We start from the raw sequence: 11,520 nt of genomic DNA, 5'->3' as shown, positions 1-11,520 counted from the left end.
TTCGCGGTAGCACAGAGACTGGAGCTTAACGGCGTTGGCGACTTTCTCGGGTGTGTTTTGGTTGACCCAGTTCAAGGCTTGGCCAAAAGCCTCCATCGTCGCGTCCAATTTGGCGGCTTGCGACTGGGATGCCTTGAGCTTACAGGAGACGGTCAGGACTTGGGTCATGGTTCTATTGTGACTTCCGCATTCCTCCCGGCACTGACCCTACGGGTGCAGTGCGGGGCTCCTGCGATTTCTAGCTGAACCGAGGCTCACGGTATAGTGGTTCAGGCGAATCCGATGAGTGCAGAGGGATCCCCGCCCATCCTCAACTCAGTCCGGTTGGGTTTAACCCTCGCCAAGGTGTCTGTTGTGGAGAGGAGATGAATGCTGAAGCCAAAGCATGCCTGCCGGCCCCTGCTGCCGACTTGTGGGAGCTCGGATTCCCCTATCGAAAAAGGATGCTCTGTTGTAGCTTATACAGCCTTGGCCATTTTAGCGCTTGGCTTGGTCGGTTGCGGCGAGGGAACAACTCCTCTGGGCCCCCTGGAAAATGTCTTCCTGCGGGCAGATGATTTTGAAATTACAGGGGGATCCCCGGCAGCGGGCGCAGTGGGGCCCTACCTACAGTTCAACATGCGGCGGCAGCGGGATAACCAAATCCTAAATCGCCCCCTTAATGTCTATGTGGACAATGCCGGGCTGGCAGAAAGGCGGAATCCCCTTTTGGATAACCAAAACCGTCCTATTCTCTTACAGCGCTCGGTGGCCTTCTTGGGCAATGGGCTGGATCTGAACAGAGATGGCCAGCCGGATCTGCCCCCCAAAGAACCCCCCAGCTTCACCAGTGGCCCGCTGCTGCCCTACGCCCCGCCCAATCAGTGGCAAAGTCGGGCTGCCCTTGCCTATGTCCCCGGACAGGCCAATATCCCCGGACGGGGCCCCAGCGACCGCTTTGGCATCTATTTTTCTTCCATCCTGCCCTACACCGGGCAGCTTCGCTTCCGCGCCCGCGACGAGCTGGGCAATGCCTTTGCCCGCACCTTTGAGGTCACCTACCCGCCGGCAGCCAGCCGCGCCACGGTCACCGTCACCTTGGCCAACCTCACCGCCACTGCCCAAGAGCCGGTTCTCATTGCCATTTGTAACCAGTTGGGAGCTGCTGCCGTGGTGGGCCTGCGGAGTGGCACGTTCACCGAGCTGGTGGATCTCCTGCCGGCCCCAGGGCTGCCGGTGGATCCCACCTTGAGCGAGCCCATCCGCTATGTGGCCGAGGCTTATCAATTTAACCGCGATCGAGCCGTCATCCGCGTTTCCCAGAATCCCACGGATCCCAGCCGCATGAGCGTTCCTCTACTGGGATTTGAAGGGACAACCGGTCGGGCAGATCTGACGCTGGTGAACTCTGTAGGGGATCGGCTTACCTGCTTCAACGATCGGCTTTCGGATCTGCGGGATACGTTTTCTGACTTTTTCAGATAGTCAATTCAAATAGCAATGAGACACTGGCCAGTAGAATAGTCCGACTCGCAAAAGCAGGCCTTGTCACTTCATCAACAGAAGTTCCTCCATCTGCATGCATCCTTGCCCTCTTGAAAGCACTGCGGTCGCTTCAAACTAGATTGAGACGCTCCCCAAGCGTTCCGCGCTGCTTTTACCGACTCCCATACCCTTCCCTTCCGCTGTATGACCGGCTTTGTACGTCTGTGGGTCTGCTCCCTTCCTGGACATGCCCTACGACTCTCTCTCAGGTCAAGGCTTCTTTCTGAGGTCTACTGGCATGCCATCCTACCTGTAACGTCATCTCATCCTCAACTGAATTGACCATAGATCTGGAATCGTTTTACTGGTGTGCGAAGCAACTATACTTGCAATGTCGTGAAAGCGGCTCAACCGACAAAACCTCAGGGCAGATGCTGCAAGGCCAGCGCCAACTGTTCGTACTCTGCCAAACGGTTGTAGACCTGGGCCGAGATGCGTACCCAAAGCTGCCCGGCGAAGGGGATGATCGGAACCTCAATGCGGTACTTGTACCAGAGGTAATCGTGAAGCCGACGGGCGCGCTCCTCAAGAGGAAGCTCAGGGATCCACTGCTGCCAAAATGGCGGCAAGGGTAGGGTGGCCATAAAGCCCAACATCTTTTCGGGGGCGGGCGGGATCCCCTCAAGAGCCTCCAAGAGCAACTGCCGCGCCTGCAGCAGCAGAGTGTGGTTGTGCTGACGGATGTTGTCCAGTCCCACCCCTTGGATAAACGCCAGGGCTGCTGAAATGGCCAACCAAGCGCTGGGATCCCGTGTGCCCACCCAGTCGAACTCCGCTGTGAACCCTTGCCCATAGCCGTGGGAGATCACCGTAGGATGAGTTTGGGCCTGTCGATAGGGGGCCACCCACAAAAAGGCACAGCCTTTCGGGGCAAACAGCCACTTGTGGGCATTGCCGGTGTACCAATCGGCCCCCAGCCTTTCCAACTCCAAGGGGAGAACCCCAGGGGCATGGGCGCCATCCACCAAAACTGGGATCCCGCGCTCCCGACAGAGGCCGATCAGCTCAGGCAGGGGGTAGATCAGAGCCGTAGGCGAGGTGAGGTGATCCAACACCGCCAGGCGAGTTTGGGGAGTGAGGATGGCCTCGAAGGCGGCGATAACCTGCTCTGGCCCCGCAATGGGGAAAGGGATCTGCGCCTCAACTGGGATGGCTCCCCACTGGGCACAGATGTACTGCAATGCCTGACGAACGGCCCCGTAACCGTGATTGGTGCAGGCGATCTGATCCTCTGGCCGGAACCGCAGCGAGCGCAAAACGGCATTGACCCCGCTGGTGGCATTTTCCACAAACACCAGATTTTCGGGTTCGGCCCCGACGAAATGGGCCAGTTCTGCTGCCGCCGCCCGCAAGGCTCGAGGAAGTTCCTCTCCCATAAACTGCACCGGCTGAGCCTCCAGGCGTTCCCGCCATACACTCTGGGCCTGCAACACCTTTTTCGGGGTCGCGCCGTAGGAGCCGTGATTCAAAAAAACGACCTGCGGATCCAGTTCCCACAAGGAGCGTTCGCAAAGCGGTGCACAAGCACTGAGGGCAGCGCCAAAGTGGGGAGAATCGGATCCCAGGTTGGAGAAGAAAGGCATGGTTCACTCCCTCTGTCCCTGGACGATGCAGGAAAAAGATGGGGGAATTGCTGCGATCTGTGTGAGGGGTTTGCTCAAAAATCCGAAGATATCAACACCTATCAACACCGCTGATGTGGAGACCAATGGCATCTCGACTGAATGTCAGAACCTAAGGCTCTTTGAGACGGATTCTCTTAGGTTGATCTATTGGCCGTCACCCAATTCTGGGCCGAGATCCGAGAGAGGGGCAATTTTGCTGAGCTTGATTTTGGGGTTGCTGGCAACAAACTGCTGCAAAGTCCACTCGTTCTTAAACAGAAGAACGGGCCTGTCTTGAATATCTTTGACAATGAGGGTGTTAAACAAGCTGGGAATATTCTCCAGCGCCTTCCAGCCATTCTCGACCCAGCGGGCCAGGGTGTAGGGCAACATCTCCAGTCGGGTTTCGACGTTGTATTCACTTTCAAGGCGATACTGCAAAACCTCAAACTGCAATTGGCCCACCGCTGCCACAATCGGATCCCGTTTGGAATCGTCGATAGAGTACATGATTTGTACAGCCCCTTCTTCCCGCAGTTCCGCTACCCCTTTCTGGAACTGCTTAAACTTGGAAGGATTGGGATTCTTCAAGTAGGCAAACAGCTCAGGAGAAAAGCTAGGGATCCCGGCGTAGCGCAGCTTCGGGCCGGTGTAGATGGTATCCCCAATGGTGAAGATGCCGGGATTATTCAGGCCGATCACATCCCCAGGGTAAGCTTCATCGATGGAGATGCGCTCTTGAGCAAACAACTTCTGGGGATAAGATAGGCGAATGGGACGATTGAGGCGGGCATGGTTGACCACCATATCCTTCTCAAACTTGCCGGAACAGATGCGCACAAAAGCAACGCGATCCCGATGGCGGGGATCCATGTTGGCCTGCAGTTTAAAGACGAAGCCCGTAAACTCAGGATGTTCGGGCGGGATTAGCCCAGCAGTGCTCTCATGAGGCATTGGCGGTAAGGAATACTCCAAAAATGCATTGAGGAAAAGCTCCACCCCAAAATTGGTCATGGCACTGCCGAAAAAGACCGGGGTTTGTTTGCCAGAATGCACCTGTTTTAGATCCAAGGTGGGCATGAGACCATCCAGCAGTTCCAGCTCTTCCTTGAATTGGTAATACAAGTCCTTGTCGATCAACTCCTCAATTTGCGGATCCCCAAGTTTAATGACGGTATCTTGAACTTTTAGCCGCCCCCCAGATACCCGCTCAAAGAAATGAAACTCCTGAGTCCGACGGTCAAATAGGGCAGTAAACCGCTCGCCTGAGCCAATCGGCCAGTTGACAGGATAGGGCTTGAGGCCCAGTTCCGTCTCAATTTCATCCATCAGCTCCAAGGGATCCCGACTTGGGCGATCCATCTTGTTGATAAAGGTAAAAATCGGCAGCCCCCGCATCTGACACACTTCAAACAGCTTGCGGGTCTGGGTTTCCAACCCTTTGCCGGCATCTTCCAGCATCACGGCATTGTCAGCCGCTGCCAGGGTGCGATAGGTGTCTTCGCTGAAGTCCTGGTGGCCGGGAGTATCCAGCAGATTGAGACGAATGTTGCGGTAATCAAATTGCAGGACGGTAGAGGTGATGGAAATACCCCGCTGCTTTTCCAGTTCCATCCAGTCGGAAGTGGCCCGCTTTTGCGCCCGACGGGCCTTCACAGCTCCCGCTTCTTGAATGGCCCCCCCGTACAACAGCAGCTTTTCGGTGAGGGTGGTCTTCCCCGCATCGGGATGGGAAATAATGGCAAAGGTGCGCCGTTGCTCTACAGCTTTGGTCAAATCAAGATCTTTCATCAACTGTTGCCGCTCCACTACAACCTGGTCGTTTTAAAGAAGATGACGTTGCAATGCTGTCCCCTAAACGATGGGAGAAATAGGGAGAAGATAGAAAAACAAAAGTGAGAAGTAGGGTGAATAATGCACTTGATGATAATGGGCTTGGGTTGCCGCCAGGTAGCGAGGGGGAGAGAGCACAGGCCGAAAAGCGCGAAAAGCCAACAGAACCATTTTGACCCTAGCACAGGAACAGGGATCCCTGTTGTCTGGCATACTGGCGGAGATCTTGAGGGGGAATTTCCCAGGCCAACCGGCCAGAACTCAAAGCAGATGCTGCCCGTTGTTGTTGCGCAACGCTGACGTGAAGAGCAGTTGCTCAATCGTGGCAATGGTGAAGTTTTGGCTGATCACCAGCCGCTCGACGCGAATGCGGTGGGCTTGCAGGAGGCAATCTTGCTGCAAGGGCTTGGGCAATTGTTCCCAATGATCCAGCAAGACTTCCAGCAAAATCTCGCCCGGTAGCCCGGTGGCGCTTTCCAGGGATCCCAGCTTTTCTACCCTCTCGGCAGACCATTTGAGGGTAAGCTTTTGCAGGCCCAGTTGTGCATCCAGAGCCTCGCGGGGATCCGACTGGGCAGTGTGCCCATGATAGGCGCCATTGCGGCGAACCCCATTGCCGGTGCCGGCGGTAGCAGGGGGCAAAAGCTCGGCTGGCCCTTCGGTTGGCGGTGGAGTACCGGCCCATTTGGCCAGACTGACCTGGGGTGGGGAGACAACCCTTTCCACCTCGACCGGAGCGGGCGACAAGTTGGACAAGGGATCCCCATCCCGAGAAGGAGCTTCAGGTGTGGAGAGCACACTGGCCAGGAGAGGCATCCGTCCTGCCTCTGGTGGGGTTGTGGCAACCTGGCACAGAGGGGACGAGGCGGCGGCAGATGGATCGGGCTCAACATCTAATGCCGCAGGGTGAGGCAGATCCAGGGAATCCGTCCCCCTGTTGTCCTCTGGACGGTGCGGAGCCTCAACGCCATCGGCAGCCGTAGGTGCAGGTTCCATCGGCTCTGGCTGCTTATTCACCCCCATGCGCGAGAGCAAATCTGCCTTGGTGGGGCCGGTGGGCAATTTTTTTTTGGGAGGCTTCTTGGCGGTAGCCATGTTAGCGGGCCTCCAGCACAGCCTTGAGGACCTCACGATAAGGTTGGGCCAGAAGATCTTCCCCCGCCTCCGCCAACGACCAGCCCATGCTGTTGGTTTGCTGCACCACTGTACTTTGCCGCACCGGCGTGAAAATGGGGATCCCTTGCATCATTTCCGCCAAGGCTTCCACCGCGGCCCGCGACATTTTGGTGCGGTTGTTGCCCACCCACTGTTCCCGTGTGGGGAGCACCCCCAAAAACTTGGGCACATGAAAATCCAGCTCTTCCAATTCTTTCAACAGCACCAGGGTACTTAGGGCCCCCATCACCCCCTTTTGGGTACATTCCGTCGGCACCACCAGCAGATCGGCGCTGAGAATGCTGTTGTAGGTGAGCAACCCTTTCGAGGGGGGGCTGTCGATGACCAAAAAGTCATACTCCGGCAAAATCGGTCGCAAAGCCCGCTTCAAAAACAGCTCCCGCCCCGGCTCCATCACGATCGCATCCATAGCCCGCGAGAGACTGTAATCGCTGGGGGCCAACCACAGCCGCTCCTGGCGATCCTCATTCAACGGCGGACGGATAATCTCCCGAATGTGAACCCGATCCGCCCCCGGCAAAATCGTCTCGGCAATGGTGGCCGACTCCGACAGATCCGTCCAGCCCATCCACTGGCTCAGGTTGCCCTGTGGGTCAAAGTCAACAGCCAGCGTCTTGCCATGCTCGGCCAGCATGATGGCCAAGTTGAGGGCGGCTGTGGTCTTTCCGGATCCCCCACTCAAACAGGCAACGGTGATGACAAGCGCCGTTCTGCCAGACATGAGTTATCCCCTCGTAGCCCATCCCCTAACACTATAGCTAGGGTTAAGCAATGGTGTTCACACCTCTAATGGGGATTCCGCCACTGGGGATGGCCTGCGGGGATCCAGCCGCTGGGAGCTGAGCTTCCTCAGTTCTTTTCGATCCTCGGATTGAATTCTCAGAGGGAAGACACAAACCGGTGCAGCCGCTGCAGCCCTTTTTCGAGGGTGGTGCGATCGGCAGCATAGGAAAGGCGAATGTAGGAATCTGCCCCAAAGGCTACCCCCGGCACAGCAGCCACGTGGTGTTCCTTGAGCAGCTGCCGGCAAAACTCCACCGAACTTAACCCGGTTTGGCCGATGTTGACAAACACATAAAATGCACCTTCTGGCTCCGGGCAAGTCACCCCCGGCAAGGTGCGGATCCCGTCCAGCATCAGATCCCGCCGCTGCCAGAATTCTTGGCGCATTTTTTCCACAGCTGCTGCCGATAGGGGGCTGGTCAGGGCTTCCAGAGCACCGTACTGGGCGAAGGTGCAGACATTGGAGGTGCTGTGGCTTTGCAGGTTGATGGCCGCCTCAATGATGGGCTTGGGCCCGGCCAAGTAGCCCACCCGCCAGCCGGTCATGGCGTAGGCTTTGGCAAAGCCACTGCTGAGAATCAGGCGCGGCATCAAGTCAGGGCAAAGGGATCCCAGGCTGATGTGGCGGGCTTGTCCATAAACCAGCTTTTCGTAGATCTCGTCGCAGATCACGTACAGATGGGGGGCGGAGAGGATCACCTCTGCCAGAGCTGCCAGCTCGTGCCGGTGGTAAACGGCTCCGGTGGGGTTGGCCGGCGAGTTGAGAATCAGCAGCTTGCTGCGGGGGGTGAGGGCCTGGCGCAGTTGGGCGGCGGTGAGCTTGAACCCCTGGGCCTCTTCCGTCTGCACCCGCACAACCTTTGCCCCTGCCAAAGCCGCAATTTCGGGGTAGCTGACCCAGTAGGGAACAGGCAGGATCACTTCATCGCCGGGATCCAGCAGCACCATGGCCAGGTTAAACAGGGTTTGCTTGCCGCCGTTGCTGATCAGGATTTGGTCGTGGCTGAACTCCAGGCCGTTTTCCTGCCGCAGCTTATCGGCCACTGCTTGGCGAAGGGCGGGGATCCCAGCGGTGGGGCCGTAGCGGGTTTTGCCATCTTCCAGAGCACGGATGGCCGCGGCCCGAATGTGGTCAGGTGTATCGAAATCCGGCTCGCCTGCGCTCAAGCTACACACATCCAGCCCCTCTGCCTGCATGGCTTTAGCCAGAGCCGAAATGGATAGCGTGGGGGAAGGGGATAGATGGGCGACCCGTTGGGACAAGCCGGCAGCAGACACCATCGGTTGGGAAGCTCTTTGTTTTATTTTAAGGTTCTCAAGCAGGGCCAATCTAGATAGCTAGGCTACTGCGGTCAACAGGCGGGTACCATCCACCAACAGCAGTTTGTTGCCCTCTCGCTCTGCCAACAGATCCCAAAACTCGCCCGCCACAGCTCCGGGCAAGAACCCTTCCAAGCGCAATTGCAGAGGAGCAAATTGCTTGGTTCCCTGGGGCTTGCGCCGCACGGTCACCTCAACAAAGCCATCGTGGGGCTCGACAATGCCGCGGATGTTAAAGCCTTCCTCTGTGTCCTCAGGGGCAGGCAAAAACGGTTCTTCTTCCCACTCTGGGTCTTGCTCCTCTTCCGGCAGGGCCAGGATGCGGATGATGCTCAAGCCCAAAGCCCCCCCTGAACGCGGCTGCGGCTGCACGTAGTACCAGTAGGTATGGCCGCTCTTGATGCAGTGCTCGAAGGGGCCGAGAAGCTCGGCGCGTCCGGGGGTAGCCGGATATTCTGCTCCGTCAGAGGCAACCAAGGTTGCCTGCGCATAAGTCTTGGGGATCGATCTCAGGGATCCCTTAATCAGGCCCAAAGCGCGGAACTGGTAGGGGTGGGCGGGAGGAGGCAATGGGTTCATGGCGGCCAGATCTTGGAAAGCCAGGGAAGTAGAGTCCATCATCTTATCCTATGGCGATCCTCAGATTGGAATATCCAGGGCTTTCCTCAGCATCGCCTCCAGCTCATCGCCCTGCCGACTTGCGCACCGCGATCAAGCTGCTGGTGGTGCCCAGAAAAACCCCCATCCCCAACAACATCGACGGCAAGAGCCAAAACTCCAGTTGGCTGCGATCTGCCTGCATCACCTTGAGGAAGGGCAAGGCAATCAACTGCTCCAGCAGCTCCTGCAGCAACTGCTGGGATCCCAAGATCAATCCCCAAGCTCCCACTGCGCTGATCACCCCAAACAGGCACCCTTGCAAAATAAAGGGCAAGTAAATCCAGGCTGCCGTCGCCCCCACCAATTGCATCACCTCGATCTCCCGCCGCCGCGCCATGACGATGAGGCGAATGGTGGTGGTGATGACCGCCACCGCTGTCAGGGCCAACACGCCGGTAATGGTCAGGGATCCCAGCCGTAGCATGTCCTGGAGCTGGGCCAGTTGCTCCACAATGCGGTCGCCGTAGTAGACCTCATCCACCCCTTCCAGTTGGCGAATCTGCTCCGCCACTTCCCCCAAGGCTTCGGTGGAATCCGCCTTAACCCGCAGAGCATCCACCAAGGGGTTCTCCCCCAACTGGGTTTCCATGGCCGCCTCGTCTTGGATCCCCATCTCGATCAAGAGGGTGCGCCAAGCTTGGTCTTTGGTGATGACCTTCACCTCGGCCACATGAGGCAGTTGGGCAACCTGAGGTTGCAGCTCCACCCCCTGTCGTTCCGGCTCCAGGTAGACGGAGATCTCCAGTTGTCCCCCCAGAGACTGCACCGTTGCATCCACACCCCAGGACAGCTCAACGCCGATCCCCACCAAGAACAGCAACACCAGCAGGGTGCTCACAGCGGCCCAGTTCAGCCAGCCCCCCCGCCGCAACCCCAAAAAAGTCTCCTGTAGGAGGTAGCGAATTTTATTGAGAAGTCGGGAGAGAGATTGCATGCTGTTCTCCATCCAACAATCAATGGGCTCAGACCCTTGCCCCCTGGAGCTCAACAGAGCCTGTGGAGAGCAAAATAGGGATCCCGGCAGCCCTCAGCGCAGATCATACAGGCGCCCTCCCTCCATGCGCACCACCCGGTGGCCGGCCCGCTCCACCAGATAGGGGTCATGGCTGGTCATGATGACGTAGCGGCTGCAGAGCCGTTCCAGGAGAAAGCGATCATGACTGATGACCAAAAGCCCCATCTGATGTGCCCGCCCATAGGCCAAGACAGCTTGCCAGATCAGGGCTTGGGTATTGGCGTCGAGCATGGCTGTCATCTCATCTGCAATCAAATAGCGAGTTTGTGGGTTGAGAACCCGGGCGATGACAACCCGCTGCAATTCTCCCCCGCTTAGCTCATGGGGATAGCGGTTGAGCCAACTGGGGGAAATGCCTAAGGTGTGGAGAACCTCTGGCTGGGGAGGAGGCCCTTCCCGCAAGACCTGAGCTATGCGCCAGTGGGGGTTAACGGCCTGCTCTGGATGTTGAAAGACAAGCTGCACTGGGCAGTACCCTCGCCGAGGCAAAGGCTGCCCTGTCACACTCACCCGACCTTGGCTGGGGGTAAGGTAGCCCGCCAGCAACTTGGCCAGAGTAGTTTTGCCAAAACCAGAGGGAGCCATCAGCCCTACGACTTCCCCAAGTTCTACTTGAAGGGTCTGATCTTGCACCACCCAAGGCAGATGCCGTCCATAGCGAAACCAGAGATGCTCACCCTTGAGCATGGATACACCTCACCCACCCTCCTCCAACCGCCCGCAGAGGCGGATGCTCAGCTCGACAGATTTCACTTGCCCAGGGGCAGCGATCCCCAAACAAACAACCCGCAGGCAGTGCCTCAGGGTCAGGCTGGTTGCCCGGCAGGGGAGCAAACTCATTTTGGGGCAGGGATCGCCACAGAGCTTGAGTGTAGGGGTGGCGCAAGTTTCCCCTTTCGAAATCCTGAGCCGAGGCCAACTCGACTGTAGTGCCCGCATAGAAGACTGCCACTCGATCTGCCACCGACAACGCCGCCTGAATATCGTGTGTAATCAACATAACGCCTCGGCCCTCCTGGGCCAGCTCCCGCAGATGGGCAAGGGTCTCAGCCACCACCTCCGCGTCCAAGCCTGGCGTAGGCTCGTCGGCTATCACCAGCTTGGCTCTGCTAACTGCCGCCGTCGATACCAGCACCCGCCGTGCCATGCCTCCGGAGAGCTGGAAAGGGTAGAGGCCCTCTGTTCCCGGCGGCAAGCTATAGCGGGCAAAGATGCGGCTCACTGCTCTACGGGCCTCGCCTTGGGAGGCACCGCTGAGCCGAGCTACCCGCTGTACCTGGGATCCTACTTGCATGAGGGGATCCAGGTAGTCCACAGACTGGGGGATGAGAGCAATGGCCTTGCCGCGCAGTTGCCTACACCGCTCAGGGGTCAAGGGCTGCCCCTGAAATAGGAGAGTACCGCGCAGGGTAGCGTTCTCTGGCAAAAGACCCAAGAGGGCATGGGCCAGCAAACTTTTGCCCGATCCGCTGGCCCCCACCACTGCCACCACCTCCCCTGCCTTAACCTCCAGATCCAGATCTGTAATCACCTGAAGGTAGCGGCGGCGCAGCCCCCGCTCGTATCGGCTGAACCTAATGTTTAGGCCGGAGACCACCAACATGT

General features: G+C 58.0%; 10 protein-coding genes and 1 pseudogene. 1 reads left to right on the top strand and 10 read right to left on the bottom strand.

Features of this window, described 5'->3' with window-relative positions:
- Positions 1-168 (bottom strand): annotated as a pseudogene (locus ACVW0B_RS04865) (RNA-guided endonuclease TnpB family protein); the annotation flags it as partial.
- A gap of 300 nt (positions 169-468) precedes the next feature.
- Here ACVW0B_RS04865 and ACVW0B_RS04860 point away from each other — a divergent pair.
- Entirely contained in the window at positions 469-1,464 is a 996-nt protein-coding gene (locus ACVW0B_RS04860) for a hypothetical protein (RefSeq protein ID WP_457491091.1), read from the top strand.
- Positions 1,465-1,886: 422 nt separating this feature from the next.
- Here the strand turns inward: ACVW0B_RS04860 and ACVW0B_RS04855 are convergent, their stop codons facing one another.
- The 9 genes from ACVW0B_RS04855 to ACVW0B_RS04815 form a co-directional block, all read right to left on the bottom strand.
- A complete protein-coding gene (locus ACVW0B_RS04855; RefSeq protein ID WP_457491094.1) occupies positions 1,887-3,023 on the bottom strand; it encodes an aminotransferase class V-fold PLP-dependent enzyme in 1,137 nt (378 codons plus the stop codon).
- Positions 3,024-3,293: 270 nt separating this feature from the next.
- The gene (locus ACVW0B_RS04850; RefSeq protein WP_457491090.1) at positions 3,294-4,919 is read right to left on the bottom strand and encodes a peptide chain release factor 3; all 1,626 of its coding nucleotides are present in this window, start codon (positions 4,917-4,919) and stop codon (positions 3,294-3,296) included.
- Between the two features lie 303 nt (positions 4,920-5,222).
- Complete coding sequence (locus ACVW0B_RS04845) at positions 5,223-6,056, bottom strand: hypothetical protein (RefSeq protein WP_457491089.1); 834 nt, start codon at positions 6,054-6,056, stop codon at positions 5,223-5,225.
- A gap of 1 nt (position 6,057) precedes the next feature.
- Positions 6,058-6,858, bottom strand: a complete 801-nt coding sequence (locus tag ACVW0B_RS04840; RefSeq protein ID WP_011433472.1) for a ParA family protein — start codon at positions 6,856-6,858, stop codon at positions 6,058-6,060.
- Between the two features lie 158 nt (positions 6,859-7,016).
- Entirely contained in the window at positions 7,017-8,201 is a 1,185-nt protein-coding gene (locus ACVW0B_RS04835; RefSeq protein WP_457491088.1) for a pyridoxal phosphate-dependent aminotransferase, read from the bottom strand.
- Between the two features lie 57 nt (positions 8,202-8,258).
- A complete protein-coding gene (locus tag ACVW0B_RS04830) occupies positions 8,259-8,861 on the bottom strand; it encodes a hypothetical protein (RefSeq protein ID WP_457444498.1) in 603 nt (200 codons plus the stop codon).
- A 61-nt stretch (positions 8,862-8,922) separates the two neighbouring features.
- Positions 8,923-9,834: a cell division protein FtsX gene (locus ACVW0B_RS04825; RefSeq protein WP_457491087.1), complete on the bottom strand. Its 912-nt coding sequence runs from the start codon at positions 9,832-9,834 to the stop codon at positions 8,923-8,925.
- Positions 9,835-9,927: 93 nt separating this feature from the next.
- Positions 9,928-10,602: an ABC transporter ATP-binding protein gene (locus ACVW0B_RS04820; RefSeq protein WP_011433476.1), complete on the bottom strand. Its 675-nt coding sequence runs from the start codon at positions 10,600-10,602 to the stop codon at positions 9,928-9,930.
- Complete coding sequence (locus ACVW0B_RS04815) at positions 10,589-11,518, bottom strand: ABC transporter ATP-binding protein (protein ID WP_011433477.1); 930 nt, start codon at positions 11,516-11,518, stop codon at positions 10,589-10,591. Before ACVW0B_RS04815 ends, ACVW0B_RS04820 begins: the two co-directional genes overlap by 14 nt.
- Positions 11,519-11,520: the final 2 nt, after the last annotated feature.

This window comes from Thermostichus sp. MS-CIW-23 (assembly GCF_054059455.1).
This window is presented reverse-complemented; position numbering and strand designations above follow the sequence as displayed.

What these genes read in the sequence shown, in the direction of transcription:
- ACVW0B_RS04835 (WP_457491088.1), bottom strand. Translation starts at nt 8,201, where the DNA reads ATGGTGTCTGCTGCCGGCTTGTCCCAACGGGTCGCCCATCTATCCCCT.
- ACVW0B_RS04850 (WP_457491090.1), bottom strand. Translation starts at nt 4,919, where the DNA reads ATGAAAGATCTTGATTTGACCAAAGCTGTAGAGCAACGGCGCACCTTT.
- ACVW0B_RS04845 (WP_457491089.1), bottom strand. Translation starts at nt 6,056, where the DNA reads ATGGCTACCGCCAAGAAGCCTCCCAAAAAAAAATTGCCCACCGGCCCC.
- ACVW0B_RS04825 (WP_457491087.1), bottom strand. Translation starts at nt 9,834, where the DNA reads ATGCAATCTCTCTCCCGACTTCTCAATAAAATTCGCTACCTCCTACAG.
- ACVW0B_RS04815 (WP_011433477.1), bottom strand. Translation starts at nt 11,518, where the DNA reads ATGTTGGTGGTCTCCGGCCTAAACATTAGGTTCAGCCGATACGAGCGG.
- ACVW0B_RS04820 (WP_011433476.1), bottom strand. Translation starts at nt 10,602, where the DNA reads ATGCTCAAGGGTGAGCATCTCTGGTTTCGCTATGGACGGCATCTGCCT.
- ACVW0B_RS04830 (WP_457444498.1), bottom strand. Translation starts at nt 8,861, where the DNA reads ATGATGGACTCTACTTCCCTGGCTTTCCAAGATCTGGCCGCCATGAAC.
- ACVW0B_RS04840 (WP_011433472.1), bottom strand. Translation starts at nt 6,858, where the DNA reads ATGTCTGGCAGAACGGCGCTTGTCATCACCGTTGCCTGTTTGAGTGGG.